The 16,143-nt window shown below is 35.6% G+C and carries 10 protein-coding genes; 5 read left to right on the forward strand and 5 right to left on the reverse strand.

Annotated elements, in window-relative coordinates:
- From ACHRV3_RS20880 to ACHRV3_RS20900, 5 genes are all read right to left on the reverse strand, one after another.
- Positions 1-3,004: DUF5977 domain-containing protein (locus tag ACHRV3_RS20880; RefSeq protein WP_395442789.1), on the reverse strand; the 3,004-nt coding region annotated here is incomplete at its 3' end.
- Positions 3,005-3,181: 177 nt separating this feature from the next.
- Positions 3,182-4,807 carry a DUF5977 domain-containing protein gene (locus tag ACHRV3_RS20885; RefSeq protein ID WP_395435505.1) on the reverse strand — a complete coding sequence of 542 codons (1,626 nt, stop codon included), beginning with the start codon at positions 4,805-4,807 and terminating at the stop codon, positions 3,182-3,184.
- A gap of 6 nt (positions 4,808-4,813) precedes the next feature.
- Positions 4,814-10,477: a hypothetical protein gene (locus ACHRV3_RS20890; protein WP_395435506.1), complete on the reverse strand. Its 5,664-nt coding sequence runs from the start codon at positions 10,475-10,477 to the stop codon at positions 4,814-4,816.
- Positions 10,474-11,079, reverse strand: coding sequence for a hypothetical protein (locus tag ACHRV3_RS20895; RefSeq protein ID WP_395435507.1), 606 nt, complete (start codon positions 11,077-11,079; stop codon positions 10,474-10,476). Before ACHRV3_RS20895 ends, ACHRV3_RS20890 begins: the two co-directional genes overlap by 4 nt.
- Complete coding sequence (locus ACHRV3_RS20900; RefSeq protein WP_165579395.1) at positions 11,063-11,572, reverse strand: OmpH family outer membrane protein; 510 nt, start codon at positions 11,570-11,572, stop codon at positions 11,063-11,065. Before ACHRV3_RS20900 ends, ACHRV3_RS20895 begins: the two co-directional genes overlap by 17 nt.
- A 561-nt stretch (positions 11,573-12,133) precedes the next feature.
- Here ACHRV3_RS20900 and ACHRV3_RS20905 point away from each other — a divergent pair.
- Genes ACHRV3_RS20905 through ACHRV3_RS20925 form a run of 5 tightly spaced genes read left to right on the forward strand, consistent with a single transcriptional unit; the run spans position 12,134 to position 16,093 of the window.
- Complete coding sequence (locus ACHRV3_RS20905) at positions 12,134-12,964, forward strand: toxin-antitoxin system YwqK family antitoxin (protein WP_047778725.1); 831 nt, start codon at positions 12,134-12,136, stop codon at positions 12,962-12,964.
- Positions 12,964-14,175: a hypothetical protein gene (locus ACHRV3_RS20910; protein WP_395435508.1), complete on the forward strand. Its 1,212-nt coding sequence runs from the start codon at positions 12,964-12,966 to the stop codon at positions 14,173-14,175. The genes ACHRV3_RS20905 and ACHRV3_RS20910 overlap by 1 nt, the downstream gene beginning before the upstream one ends.
- The gene (locus tag ACHRV3_RS20915) at positions 14,150-14,491 is read left to right on the forward strand and encodes a hypothetical protein (protein WP_395435509.1); all 342 of its coding nucleotides are present in this window, start codon (positions 14,150-14,152) and stop codon (positions 14,489-14,491) included. Before ACHRV3_RS20910 ends, ACHRV3_RS20915 begins: the two co-directional genes overlap by 26 nt.
- Complete coding sequence (locus tag ACHRV3_RS20920) at positions 14,475-14,972, forward strand: type II secretion system protein J (RefSeq protein ID WP_395435510.1); 498 nt, start codon at positions 14,475-14,477, stop codon at positions 14,970-14,972. Before ACHRV3_RS20915 ends, ACHRV3_RS20920 begins: the two co-directional genes overlap by 17 nt.
- Complete coding sequence (locus tag ACHRV3_RS20925; RefSeq protein ID WP_395435511.1) at positions 14,972-16,093, forward strand: type II secretion system F family protein; 1,122 nt, start codon at positions 14,972-14,974, stop codon at positions 16,091-16,093. The genes ACHRV3_RS20920 and ACHRV3_RS20925 overlap by 1 nt, the downstream gene beginning before the upstream one ends.
- Positions 16,094-16,143 lie beyond the last annotated feature (50 nt).

Consider the following 16,143-nt stretch of genomic DNA (forward strand, 5'->3'; position numbering starts at 1 on the left):
ATCCTGTTCCTCCAACACCACAGTTGTTTTTTGTGAACGAACCACTTTTGGTACTACTAAATGTACAAGTACCATTGGCATTGGCGTAAGCCTGTCCATCATTCTCTGCTAATAAATCAGCTGCTGCCTGAGTAGCTGCTCTATGTTTTCCTGCTGTTACTGTATAAACTACTGTAGATCCGGTTCCTCCTGCAGCGCAATTGTTTCTAACAAATCCACTTTTAGCAACATTGCCAAAACTACATGCACCAGTTGTATTCGCATTAGCCTGTCCATTCTGATTTACATCTGCCTGTGCTAAAGTATCTGCATCTGCCTGAGAGATAATTGAGGTAAGTGTTTTTGAATACACTACCACTGATCCTGTTCCTCCAACACCACAGTTGTTTTTTGTGAACGAACCACTTTTGGTACTACTAAATGTACAAGTACCATTGGCATTGGCGTAAGCCTGTCCATCATTCTCTGCTAATAAATCAGCTGCTGCTTGAGTAGCTGCTCTATGTTTTCCTGCTGTTACTGTATAAACAACTACAGATCCGGTTCCTCCTGCAGCGCAATTGTTTCGCACAAATCCGCTTTTAGCAACATTGCCAAAACTACATGTACCTGTTGTATTGGCATTAGCCTGTCCATTCTGATTTACATCTGCCTGTGCTAAAGTATCCGCATCTGCCTGAGAGATAATTGACGTAATCGTTTTTGAATATACTACCACTGATCCTGTTCCTCCAACACCACAGTTGTTTTTTGTGAACGAACCACTTTTGGTACTGCTAAACGTACATGTACCATTCGCATTAGCGTAAGCCTGTCCGTCGTTTTCTGCTAATAAATCAGCTGCGGCCTGAGTAGCTGCTCTATGTTTTCCTGCTGTTACTGTATAAACTACTGCAGATCCGGTTCCTCCTGCAGCGCAATTGTTTCGCACAAATCCGCTTTTAGCAACATTGCCAAAACTACATGTACCAGTTGTATTCGCATTTGTCTGTCCATTCTGATTTACATCTGCCTGTGCTAAAGTATCCGCATCAGCCTGAGAGATAATAGAGGTAAGTGTTTTTGAATACACTACCACTGATCCTGTTCCTCCAACACCACAGTTGTTTTTTGTGAACGAACCACTTTTGGTACTGCTAAACATACATGTACCATTCGCATTAGCGTAAGCCTGTCCGTCGTTTTCTGCTAATAAATCAGCTGCTGCCTGAGTAGCTGCTCTATGTTTTCCTGCTGTTACTGTATAAACTACTGCAGATCCGGTTCCTCCTGCAGCGCAATTGTTTCTAACAAATCCGCTTTTAGCAACATTGCCAAAACTACATGTACCTGCTGTATTGGCATTAGCCTGTCCATTCTGATTTACATCTGCCTGTGCTAAACTATCTGCATCTGCCTGAGAGATAATAGAGGTAAGTGTTTTTGAATACACTACCACTGATCCTGTTCCTCCAACACCACAGTTGTTTTTTGTAAAAGAACCGCTTTTGGTACTGCTAAATGTACAAGTACCATTGGCATTAGCGTAAGCTTGTCCATCATTCTCTGCTAATAAATCAGCTGCTGCTTGAGTATCTGCTATATATTTTCCTGCCGTTACTGTATAAACTACTGCAGATCCGGTTCCGCCCGCAGCACAATTGTTTCTGACAAATCCGCTTTTTGCCACATTGCTAAAACTACATGTACCATTGACATTGGCATAAGCTGGTCCCTCAACATTTATTGCTGACTGCGCTTTTGAGTCTGCATCGGCCTGAGAAATACTAGAGGTAACCGTTTTTGAATATGTTATCATTGATCCAGTTCCTCCAACACCACAATTGTTTTTTGTGAACGAACCGCTTTTGGTACTAGTAAAAGTACATGTACCATTCGCATTGGCGTAAGCCTGTCCATCGTTCTCTGCTAATAAATCAGCTGCTGCCTGAGTAGCTGCTCTATATTTTCCTGCTGCTACTGTATAAACTACTGCAGATCCAATTCCACCTACGGCACAATTGTTTCTCACAAATCCACTTTTAGCAACATTGCCAAAACTACAGGTTCCCGTTTTATTCGCATTAGCCTGTCCATTCAGATTTACATCATCTTGTGCTAAAGTATCCGCATCTTCCTGAGAGATAATTGAGGTAATCATTTTTGAATACACTACTACCGATCCCGTTCCTCCAACATCACAGTTGTTTTTTGTGAAAGAACCGCTTTTGGTACTGCTAAAAGTACAAGTGCCATTGGCATTGGCATAAGCTTGTCCATCGTTTTGTGCTAATAAATCAGCTGCGGCCTGAGTAGCTGCTCTATATTTTCCTACCCCTACTGTATAAACTACTGCAGATCCGATTCCTCCCGGAGCACAATTGTCTCTGACAAATCCGCTTTTAACCACATTCTCAAAACTACAAGTACCATTGGCATCGGCATAAGCCTGACCATTAGTCTTACTATCATTTTCTGCCAAAGCATCAGCTGCAAGCTGTGTCGTTCCTGTGTAGGTTCCCTCAGCTACCGTATAAATTACAGTAGATCCTATTGCTCCGTTTCCACAATTGTTTTTGGTGAACGTGCTATTTTTGACAATGTTTCTATATAAAGGTCTTACATTAACTACAATCGTAACTGGTGCACCTGAACAATTTCCTAATTTAGGAATTACCACATACGTTGCAAATGCTGTTTCGCTACCTATATTTGTTAATTGCTGTCTTATCGTATTTCCGGTACCCGAAGTCGCGCCGGTTAAACCAACCTGGGTTACGGTCCAACTATATGTTGTATTGGGTTTAGTTGCTACCAAACTAATAGCGGTCGTCTCCCCTGTAGAAATCGTTTGCGCAGAAGGACTAGCAAAAACATCTGCTAAACAAGTTTCAGGAAATTTCGTAGGAGTCGTTTTAATCACCCCTATAATGGATGGACAATCCTGAGCAAATGAAACTAATGAATAAAACATCACTATAAAAGTCATGCTCCATTGTTTCTTTGTTTTAAAAATATTCTTCATTTTTAATTTTATTATGCTGCGACTTTTAAAACCGACAGTCTCTTTTTTAACCGGAATTAATTATTTTTAAAATAGAATTGCCCAGAGATCGTTTTTATACAAGAATACCTATCTCAATCCTTTATTAATGTCATGTTAACTTCACTAAATTTTCTTGGCCCTCCTACAGGTGATGATTTACCTTATTGGAGTACATGCTCCTTGACTATTAGCATAAGCTTGTCCGTTAGCATAAACATCATCTTGTGCTAATTGATCTGCCTCTTCTTGAGTTGCTGCAAAATAAGTGTTTGCCTGAACGTTGTAACTTACAACCTCGGGTTCTTGATTTCCGCCACAGGTCTCATTTGTAAAAAAATCCCCTTTTGGATTATTCCCAAATAGATAAGAACAGGTTCCAGTTGTATTGGCATAATTCTGCCCCTTTGTATCTACATCATTTTGAGCTAGTGTGTCTGCTTCAGCCTGAGAAGAAGAAGAAAAATATGTATTGGCCGGTACGGTATAGGTTACGGCAATCGCTGTTCCTCCTGCACCACAATTGTTTCTAACGAAAGAACCGCTTTTGACACTATTCGTATATAAAAGTTCTACATCAATAACTACGTTTATAGGTCTTCCCGGGCAAGTACCCAAAATTGGCGTTACCGTATAAACAACTAATCCGGCAGCAGCTCCCGTTTTAGTTAGTATCTGAGTAATTGTATTTCCGGTTCCCGCTAAAGCACCGGAGGCGCCATTAGAGACTACTTCCCATTTAAAAATGGTGCCCGGAACTGAAGATGTTAAAGAGATACTGGTTGCACTTCCGGGTTTGATTGTTTGTGAAGATGGCGTTGCCCTAACATTGGTCTTACATTTATCTACCACAATCTCTCCAATAATTGGAATACATTCGCTACTCGGAACTATTGTTGAACTAAATGAAGCGCCTCTTAAATCGGTACTTTTTTCATTAGTACTTCTCTTAGATTTAGCATTATTCTCCGGTATATTTTCCATTGCAGGTAACACCGAATCAAGTTCATTAAAACTATTGTTACTTAAATTCACCACTACTTTTGCTGTTACTGCTTTAAAATTTGCCGGTAAAGAATCTAATTTATTATTGTTTAAAAGCACTTTTTTTAATGCCTGACAATTAACAAAATCCGGAACCAAACCGGTCACACCGGTATAACTAATCTGAAGATATTTCAGGTTAAGTAATTGCCCCATTTCCTGAGGTAATTGTCCAAAGAGATTTGCATTTTCCGTAATAGAAAAACTTTCTAAATACCTAAGCGCAACTATGCTTCGAGGAATGATTCCCTTTAGATTTACATCCGCAGGAAAATAAAGTTCCGTAATGTGTCCATTGGTCACTGTTACTCCTTTCCATCCTAATTTAGATTCTTCCGCATAAGTTTTTACAGGTTTATTAAAATCCCAACCTGTTAAAAAACTTTTGTTTAAGGCAATACTATAAATTTCTCTTAAAAACCTTTTTTCTTCCGCAGAAATATCTGCTTCCATAACAACAAGAGATTTTTCGTCAATTGTCTTTGAATTCTGCGAGATTGTATTGTCTTTCCTAAAAATCGCTTTATTTCTTCTTTTAGAATCCGGATATTTCTCTCCTGAGATACTAATTTCCAGACTCCCGTTTTGTGCGGTAGTTCCGGACTTCTTAAGAAATATTTTTCCTTCTACTACAGTAAATCCAATAGTTTCCTTTTTTAACTTATGAGAAAATATTGTGCTCGTACTAAGAATACAAAAAAAGCTAAAAATTAATGTACTGGTTAATTTCATGTGAGTCATAAATTATTACTTTTTTGCAGCCGTTTTTGGTGTTAGACAAGGAATTACCTGTTTTTTCACTATTGCCTTCTGGCTTGGAGCCACCTTTAGACTCTTTCTTCCTGTATGCGATTGCGTTGTGCTAACACTAATATTATTTTGCTTTAATTGTGCTTTGTAGTCAAAATGAGACGCTTTTGCACAATCAGGATTGCTATCATAATCTTCGAATCCATCAGAAGCCAATTCGCTATATTCCGTATTAGAAGCTACAGCAACAGGTAGTCTGTTGTTATAACCATATATAGCAGATGAATATCGATTTAAAGCATCTTTGTTTTCAACTTCCTGTCCGTACGGATTGTATTGTGTCACTTCTGAAGCTGACGTCCATTTGTTTTTATGAGTTGAAATTCCCCATTTATTATCTAACATGACATAAAGCGGATAAAAATCTGCAAAAAAGCCAGTTTTACGAGGTGTCGGATCTTCGGTATAGTTTCTTCCGGTCAGGTAAGCGTATGATCTGTTTGCTCTCCAATTTCCAAGAACGTTGTACACATACGGGTTATAAAAATTAGCCGCGTCTGCATCATCACTAGCCGAAGTTGTTTTTTCATACTCATGTTGCAATTCGCCTTTTTCATTGAATACCATTTTAGGTAAATTACATTCACATTGTGAAGGCCAAATATCTTTATACAATATGGCAGAGGCGTTTACAATTCTATTACTTGCATCTCTGGATTCAAATGGATTCGTTCCAATGTTTTCTTTCATTGAAACAATCTCATTGTTTGCATCATAATTGTATAATGGGTTTCTCATTGAAGTAATGCTTGCCATTCCTGCCATTTGCATGTTGCGATGACCGGAACGAATTACTTTAATTTTTCCTGATTTATCAATGTTTTTAATCAACTTTCCTTGTAAATCAATAAGTTTAAAACTTTCATTCTCTACTTTAACAACCCAGGCTCTGGAATCGATTCTATTGTCTTCAGCATCAAATCCTGTGACATATACCTCATCGCCATTTATTAAATAATCGGCTTCTTTTGTATCTCCATCACACTTGTAACCTTCATTGAATTTTTCAATTTTAGATGTAAAATCAGCATTTTTAACTGCCTGACTCATACCATCATACCCCCAATAGGCAGGGAAATTGAAATTAAAATAGTTATCACCATACTCATTGATTGTTTCCGTTAACAAAATTTCTCCTGTAGCTGCATCCCAAGCCAGATTCTTTGTAGAAACTACTGCACTGACATCACGCGCAATCTTTTCTACCAATATTCCTGAACTGTGAATAACTTTTGTTGTTGTAGCGATTCTAATTTGATCTTCGTGCCCGCTAAAACTTGGAATAGGGGTAGGAACAACAACAATAATTATCGTAAAAGGAAGTGTTGCAATATTTAAATGAACCCCACCGGTTGTAGATTTGGTTTTATTTTCTCTAAAATCGTTTATAACATCATAATCAACACCCACCATTTTTTTATCGATTGCTCCTTTTGAATCGATTGTTTCAATGATATTATTTAATCGTCCCTTATTTATATCTCCGGGATTAGATTCTACACTATACTTATACTCAACTTCAGAAATAACTTTACTCTGTCCTTCTCCGAACACTTTCTGGCTTTTCATTTTTCCATCCATATCATTGGTATGTACAGAAAATCCCTGCGCTAAAGAAATATGGTTTCTAACATTTAGATTCATTATACCCGCTAAAGCTGTCGATGAATCAAAATTGGACGATAAAGTTGTTTTGTCAACAATCGTCGGAAACTCTTTTGAAGTATAAAATTCCGTCACCACAGATCCTGTTGCATGCTTTTTTACTACCATGTTTTGATTGTTCTCGGTTTTCTTTCGTGCCAAATTCGATACCGTTACACGGCTATACGTAACTTTCGGATTAGGAAAGAAGGATTCTCCTAATGGCTCCTCAACATAATTTTCACTTTCCGCACCTAGCAATAAATCTCTTTTACTTCTGTCGTAAAAAGGCTTAACAAATGGATTTTCTTTAGATCCTAATGGTTCATAGGTTGCAACGCCCGAAGATTTCCCATGTTCGTCAGTGTACTTATATTCTTGCCCGTATGATTGCTTATAAAGATTGTTCTCAATATTCTCAGTCATCACATTCCATTGGTCATGGAGTTCAATTTTCTTAACTCTGCTTCCTCCTCCTATTTTGCAATTATTAGTATTCATAAGACGGACCCATGACTTCCCGGTGACAAACATGCTGGCAATTTCCTTTTCTCTTAATTGGGTATTTGGTCCCTCAAAAATGTCTAAGAGACTAGACATAGATCCAATCAGTTCCATAATAATCCCTTTTACATCAGAGGTATCTTCTTTATTGCCTAAACTATAAACAAGACGATTTAGGTTTTGTCTTCCAAAATTCCATCCCGCTTTTTGTATTGGGTTTGTATCTCTATCCGTTTTTTCGCTAAATCCATCCCCTTCTCCCACATACAACACAGGAATGGAAGCATAATTTTTTCCGTCTTTTGTTGCAAAAAAACCACAGTTTTTGTCGGCATTTATTTGAACATAACCTGTTACATAATCATACTTATCTGTACTTCCTCCAGCCAGAGGACTTGGATCAACCATATTGAGCAGGAATCTAAAATAAAGCGGGTTTTCTTCTGTACCGACCGTTTTTAAATAACTCTCTTTAAAGGTTTTTTCATCCATATCTTTATCAATCTCAACATAGACATATTCACCTATAGCTCTCTTTTTAATAGTAGCATTAATGTCATCCAAATTGCTCGGCGTCCTATCTCCACTGCCCACAACTTTGAACATTTGCATCGCTTGTTTATCCTGAACAAAAGCATAATCATCTGATTCAAAATTAACTTCGATTTCACCACCCGACGGCAGTCGTATCGCTTTTAACAGCCATGCCGAAGCATATTGGTCTGCCTTTACCCGATCATTTTGATCTATATATGGATATTCTGCATTTGATAAGTTACCGGTTGTACTACCATTTACATGTGCAAGGGATGGTCTGTAACTACCCCAGACATCATATCCCTTCATATCATAAACCGGGTTGTTTACTGAATCTTTTTCAATTTTGTAGTTTTCATTTGGTGTGCCCTTTGTATTCTCCGTCAACAGTTTTGGAGCATATTTAAAGACATAGGGCGTAAATTTCCCCATCTTCGAATTTTTATAGGTAAAATAAACCTTTGTTAGTGTTAATTTCCCTATTTGTCCAGCAAATGCATCCTTTTCCGCTGCATTAATATTATTGTCTATACCCTGACATAAACTATAATTATACTCGAAGTGCGCTTTCTTGATCGCAACTGGCACTTCTCCTTTTTTGATTTTAGCATCATACTCGGGTTTAGAATACAATGAAATACTGTCCAGTTTGTACATTTTTGAATCTTTGCCTATCGATCCGTTTTCGCCCGCAACTCCATATCCATCATTTCTTTCAGAAAGATGAAAAAGAGCTATATGTGTTTTTGTTATAATCTTTTTAACATATAACAATTCTTTCTCTCCATATATATAATTTCCTTTATTATCTTTTTTACTTGATCTTAGACCTTCATCATGATTGGCCATATTCCCTTTAAATGGAATTCTCCATTTATAAGTATTCCCTTTATCCTTATTTTTGTTTTCGTACTCAAATTTGGTGTATGTTCCCAAATCGTCGTCTGTAAGTCCATCACCTTTAATATCCTGGTAATCTGACGATAAAACGGAGGTTAACAAATACGAATGTGCATAAGAAGGCGTGGTAATCCGGTTGAAATACTTATCTCCCTCCCGATCATTTCTGGTCGAATTATCGTTTCCTCTATATTCAACTAACCCCTCTTTATAGTGGACAGGATTATTACCAACATCAAACGTAACTTCCTTTTTAACTACATTATAAGCAGCTCTACCATAAATATAGCGTTCTCCACCTTCCTTTGTTACTTTTATTTCGGTAGTGTGATGATCGTGTTTCCCTTTAAGTGAATAAGGACTTATCAAATCTGAGCCGTATGCTTTGGCTTCTGTACGCGTTAATTTTTGGATAGCCTGGTTTCTTGATAAACGTTTCTCACGCAATAATGAGCCCGCTCCGTCAACTTCTTTTTCGATGCCATCTTTATTATCTTTTGCGTAATACTTTTGACTGGTTCTTCTTGAGAATTTGCCTCCTTCAATGTTTAACCTTATAGGGCTATATCTTCCTAATTTGTTGTTTAAAAGACTTAATTCCTGATCCACATGGTTTCCTCCAATGGTCTTAAAAAACACTTTCTCGTAATCAGGACTCTTGCTCTTTTTTTCTTTAAACCGCCCCAGAGCAGCATTAGAGTTTTCCCATACTCTCGAATGGCTGTTACCCAAAGTCATCGTACCGTCTACACCTACGTGCACTCCACCACCGGCACCAAATTCTAAACCTAATGATCCTCCCGAACTCACGTCTGTAGTTGCGTTATCATATACATACCCTACCTGAGATTTGTACGGACGATACATTCCCGAAATTCCCTGACCTTGAATACTGTATAAATCGTAAGTATTATTCGTGATCGGTAATGAAGTTGTATTTTTATTAAATGTCCTGTCTTTTTCTCTGTTGAAATCTAAAACATCTGATTTTCCGGCGTTATAAGTATTCTCAAAACCAAATGCTTTTTCAGACTTATACTTTTCGGAATCTCTGATACCTTGACTCGTTATATAACCGGAAAATTTCATTCCCGGCTCAATTCCCCAAACCTCACCTTCTACATTCACACTAAACATATAATTTGATGATGCCATCCCAACTCTTTTAACAGGTGTAAATGATGCATCTACAAATGAAAGGGTACCTGAATTTAAGCTGGTAGATTCACTAGTTGTAACGTCCTTAGTTGCGCCTGCTGCATCTTTAACACTCTTAGTAAATGATTTACTTGCAAAAGTTGACAGCGTCATACTTTCCACACCTTTTCTGCTATTATAACTCACTCCTAAACTAGCTCCCAACGCATTATTACCTTTATCTGCCCCAGTGATTCTTTGACTAAAAGAAAGACTTGGCGATACCGAAACACCTTCAGAGGCTGAAGACGCAATATTCATACCCACCGAAAGATTGTTACTTATTTGATAACTCAAACCCGCACTTGATGTTACGGTAACTCCATCATAATTATTGAATTTAACTGCTAATCCTACACTCGCTTTTGCTTTTGATTCCTTAAATCCAAAAGCAGTTCCAAAGACATTCACATTGGAACCAATCGTTATATTAGGTTTCAAACTATTTTCATAGATCATTTCATCTCCATTAAAGTCATCCGGTAAACCGCGTAACTGTCTGGTAATTTGTCCCACGTCAAGATTCCAGCCAAGTCCCACCCACGAAGCTTCCTGATCCATACTCACACCCGAGTTGTAAGCTAAGTTTAAAGGATATCCTCCCACATCCATTATCGGAATATTATAATTAAAATCTCCACTGGCCAGATCCACCATATCAGATGTTCCTATCGGCGTAAACGATTCAAATTCCGGCTGAGAAGGCCCTCCTGTCAATGCATAAAGCTGCATAGGCTGGAAAGTTTCCAACAAAATCATCATTGCTAAGTAAATAGCCACCGTTTTTTTAAATTTACTTATTTTTTTTTGCGTAATCATAAGGCTATTTGGGTGTAGGTATCTTTAAATTGAAATTTGAGAGTTCCTTTTCTAAAAAGAAAATCAGTATATACTAATTGTATTTTTTCATTCGGATCTATTCCGGAGAAGAATAGCAGCACTTTTTGATAAGGTGCAATTTTGTAACTTCGTTCGTAGGTAACTCCTGAGCAAGCAATCGTGTCCTTTTTGGAGGTGATAACATAAAAGTCCTTCTCAAGTCCAAATGACATATATTTTACGGCAGCGGTGTAATCCATACCTGTAAATTTTTTATCGAGCAGATCTTTCTCTTCTTCTTGTTGGAAAGTAAATTCTACAACTCTTTCCCGCTTATTTTCTTCATAAATAGAATCTACGGTCTTTAGGTCTTCATTCCCCAAATCTTTTAATAAGTAATATTGAACAGGAACTTCTGTGGCGATAAAACCAACATCTTCTACCTTTTGTGTATAAACGCGAGATTTCCAACCTATTTTTTCGAGGTTGAAATAGCGGTCTCTAATCTCTGAATCATCTGAGGTTGTTGTTTCTTTATCTTTTTTGCAAGAAGACAAAATAATAAACGCGAGGACAAAAACAATTTTAGTTAAGCCCTTCATATTTTTTATTTAAATAGATAAGTAAATCATCTGTTACATCAATCTCGTCATCTGCAAACAAAACATTAGACTGACTGTCGGAACCAATAATCAGCTTGTAATCTTTGTCTTTGGAGAATTCTGAGGAATAACTTTTGATTCTTTTCCAAATTTTTGAAGATTCTTCTGAAATAAAAGCTTGCTCAAATTGGTGAAATTCTTCTTTGCCTCTTACAAACTCCTGCATTAATTGCGCTTTTACAGCTTCAGAAGTTTCAGGGTTTTGCAAAGTGGCGTATAAATTATCTAAAACTGCTTTTCTTGAATTAAACTCTTTCTCTCCTACCTTCTTCATTTCTTTGGTCATCACAAAACCATCAAATAGTTTAACAGAGTCAACATAAACAATCTCTTTATTCGATTTAATAAAATAAAACGAAAGCAATAAAACAATTAGCAAACTTACTGCCAACACTTTAGCAATAAATTTAGCCGTAAATTCGTATTTAAACATAAATAATCCCATTTTCTTAGGAGCGGCAAAAGTATTGTTTTTTAAGAATTTACCACCAAAAAAGACTCAAATTTATTTAAAACAACAGAAAATAACATAAAAAAAAGTTAAATTATAAATTATCAGCAAAATATACCACACTAAAAATCAAATATTTAAACAGTAAAGTATCCAAAATTTTTAACACGAAAAAAAATAAAAATTTAACCCGTAACTATTCTAATTACTGTTCTTTTTTTAATGCAGTAAGATTTCTTTAAAATGAAAAAATCTCTAATAATTAATCCGAATTTGACTCATTGTTGGTTTTAACCAATGGTCTTTGTACTCTTTAAAAATTGCAAAATTTCCACTATTATTTCTAAGTTAACAAATATCATAATGAAATTAATAATACCCTTTATCAAAAATACGTTTTACAAAAACCTAAAACACACCTAATCAACAAGTAAGACTTTAAAACATTATTTACAAAAAAATTAGTCCTAACAAACTGACGTTTCATTGATAATGAAAAGAAAAAAAAGTAACTTGCGCACCTTTTAAAATCATAATAACCCCTTGAAAACACACAAAATACCGCATTATATTCTACTACTTTTTGCTTTTACACTGCTATCTTTTGCTGATCCTTACCTGATAAAAAGGATCACTGATAAAGAATACAGATACGAATTTTACACTTCAGACAAAAAGATAACTCCCAAAGAAAACAAAACTTACTATTGGTTTAAAGGCGGATTAATACATGAAGCCCAAGGTGGTATTGCTGGCGATTTATTAGATGATAAATTTGTTAAAATGTATCATAACAATCAATTGGCGGAACAAGGTCAATTTAAAAACGGACTTCGTATCGGTTTATGGAAAACCTGGCATCAGAATGGTATTTTAGCTACTACCCTAACCTACAGCAATGGATTCAGATCCGGGAAATATTTCAGATACGATGAAAGCGGCAATCTAGTTGAAAATGGTAAATACAGCTCGAATCTCAAAACAGGAAAATGGAGTAACATCGAAAGTAAAGAGACAGTAACGTACCGAAAAGGTTTGGTGGTAAAAGAAAAAGAAACTTTTACAAGATCAGAAAAATATCGTATTCAGCAGGACAATGTCCGATTAGAAGAAGCCAAAAAGAAACAAAAAGAAGCAGAAGAAACTTCTGATGCTGCTAAACTTGACGGTTATAAAGCTAAAAATAAAGAAGAAAAGGCAAAGAAAAAAGAAGAGGCTAGAAAAGAAGCCGAATCAAAAGCTGCTTCAAAAAAAACGGCGAAAAAAAATCAAAAAGACGCCAAGCTAAAAGCTAAAAATGAACCAAAAAAAGAGTCAAAATTAAAGAATTTCTTTAAAAATCTTTTTAAAAAGAAGGATAAAGCTCCAGAATAATGATTAGAGCTCACAGTTTGTTGTATGCCATTTATGTCTGCTTGATTGTATCAATTATATGTGGTGCACTATTGTATTTTTCAAATTTGTACAATCAACTCAATCTTTATTACAACTTACAGGAAGAACTTTACATTCAAAATCAATCTGTTTTAAACTTTGCCTTAGGAAATAAAACTGTCGTTACAATAATCGAAAAAGACGAGGACTCAGAGATTGAAGGCAGCTATGAAACTAAACAATACGGATTACTCTCTTTGGTTATAGCCAATTCATATCTTGCTAACGATACTGTATCGTCAGTACATTTTGTTGGGGCACGACATACCGATAAAACTGCGATTTACTTAACCAATTTATCCAAATCTCTCTCTTATTCCGGAAAAGTAAACCTCATCGGAAACAATCAATTGCCTCGTACTTTTATTGAAACTTCTTATATCGACAACAGTTTAAATCAACTCACTGTACAAGGGGAAAATACACTCTCAGATATAAAATTACCGGAACTAAATCCGAATTTTAAAACGTTGTTTTCAAATATAAAATCCGAACAAGTACAACTTTCCGATCTAGAGAAAATCAAGGATTCTTTGTATTATAATTCATTTAATAAGGTTACTCAAGAAATTCAGGTAAAATCAATTTTGGCCAATGTTATTTTCAAAGGCAACTTTATTTTACGATCTGAAGATTCTATACGGGTAAAGAAAAACGCAGTGCTGGAAGATGTTATTTTAATGGCTCCGAAAATAACATTTGAAGAAGGTTTTAAAGGAACTGTTCAGGCTTTTGCAACTCACGGAATTGAACTCGAGGAAAAAGTAACTTTAAACTATCCATCGGTCGTTTGTGTTTACAATGCAAATAAAGAGGAAGCTAAAATAAAAATAAAAAAAGAATGTAAAATAACGGGAGCGGTTGTCCTGTTTGGCACTACACCCGAAGAGATTGATAAAAACAGTATCGAAATAGAGAAAGACGGTTTACTGTTTGGTGATTTGTATTGCACCGGAAAGCTGATGTTGGAAAGCAATGTTTACGGTTCGGTTTATACCAATCGCTTTTTTATGAAAACCGGATCGTCCAGCTATGAAAACCTCATCAGTAATATCGAAATTAATACCACAAAACGACCTGCTTATTTTATTTCGATTCCTTTGTTCAACACTCAAAAAATGACCTATGGTGTTATCAAAAAAGTGTTGTAAAGTACCCGCCAATTCTATACTGGAATCGGTTATTGCACTGACAATAATTTCAATCTGTCTCTATTTTGCAATCCTGATTTTTGCTTCCGTTTATACACCAAAAACTACTGCTAAATTTTACAACACTCAAAATAAAATTAATGAACTTTTTTATTTGTCTGAATTAAAAAGCGATTCTGTTTTAAACAATAACGAAGACCAAAACCTGCTTATAGAAGAAGAAACGATTACCGATGATCTAAAAAAAATTGCAATAACATATAAAGACAGCACCCAATCTAAATTTGAAAAAAAATTCTATGTCCAAAAACCGTAAAAACCTGCAATCTTTACCCGCTTTTTCAATTATTGAAGCAGTCGTTGGTATGGCAATAACGGCTATTATCATGGGAATATTGTTTGTTATTTTTTCGATCATTACAGGAAGAATGCTGGATTTTAAAAATCAAAATCAATTAATAAACGATTTAAACCGATTAACCTATAGCTTAAACAAAGATATTTTTGAAAAAGAAAAAATGATGGTTGTCGAAAATGAAATTTACTTAAACGGATATACAGGAGAACGTGTTTCCTATCAATTCTCAGAAGATTATATACTGAGAAACAGTGAAACTTTCATTGATACTTTCAGAGTCAAATTTAATCGCATACTACTGGACACTGTAAGAAGTAAATCAGAACAATTTGTTTTTCAAAAAGTAAAATTAAATATCGAAGCAAATGAAAAGGAAATGGATTTAAGTTTTTACAAAAGAGTATATCCAAACGAACTATTACAAACCATAAAAAAATAATGAGTTTCGATTTAACGACCTATAAAACACCTAAAGCTAAGACAAAAGATCTCAAGATTCAAACTGGTTCTTTTCAGTTCTCTAAAAAACTTTCCGACAAAAAAAAGGAAATTTTCTATAGAGAGCTAGGCATGCTTTTACGTTCGGGAGTAGATTTTAAAAAAGCACTCGAAATTTTAAGCAATCAATCGAGCAATACATTTGAAAAGGAATTAATTCTTCGAATCAAAGAAAAAGTCGTCGAAGGAAGAAGCATTTACGAATCAATGCGGGAGAGCAATCAATTTTCTGCTTACGAGTATTATAGCATTCAAATTGGAGAAGAAACCAGAAAACTGGAGGAAGTTTTAGGGGAATTACAAAAGTATTTCAATCGAAAAATTCAGATGAAAAGACAGATCATTTCGGTTATGACCTATCCTACAATTGTTATGCTGGTAACAGTTCTGGTTTTATATTTTATGTTGAATAAAGTAGTTCCGATGTTCAGCTCTGTCTTTAAACAATTTGGAAGCGAATTGCCAAAAAGCACTCAAATTATCTTGAAAATATCCAATCATTCCGGAATGATTTTTTCTATTGTCATTGGAATTATTATTGGATTAATAACGATTCATGTCCTGTTAAAAGAGAAAGATAGCTACAGATCGTTTACCACAAAAATAATTCTTAAAATTCCGTATTTCGGAAATCTGATTCGAAAAATATATATTTCACGTTTTTGCCAGGCCATGAATTTACTGATTACTTCTAAAACAACTCTTATAAATTCATTGACATTAACGGCAAAAATGATCGGTTTTTACCCGATTGAAATTGCCATTCAGCAAATAAAAGAAGACATCACCAGAGGAGCCTCTCTAAATGAAAGTTTAAGGAAACACCCTGTATTTGAAAACAAAATGGTGTCGATGGTTGAAGTCGCAGAACAGGTAAATCAGCTCGAGACCATGTTTGAGCGCCTAACCGAGCAATATAACGAAGAAATAAGTCATCAGACCAAGATGATCGGTGTTATTCTGGAGCCTATGATTATTATTGTAATTGGTGCCATTGTAGGTGTAATTATGGTTTCTATGTATGCTCCAATGTTTGATTTAAGTAAGATTATAAATAAATAGTTATTTAAAGTAAACCCACATTTATGTTTTTACTGTAATTGACTAACAAT

The sequence above is a fragment of the Flavobacterium sp. FlaQc-49 genome, from assembly GCF_044005985.1.
Taxonomy (GTDB): domain Bacteria; phylum Bacteroidota; class Bacteroidia; order Flavobacteriales; family Flavobacteriaceae; genus Flavobacterium; species Flavobacterium cupriresistens.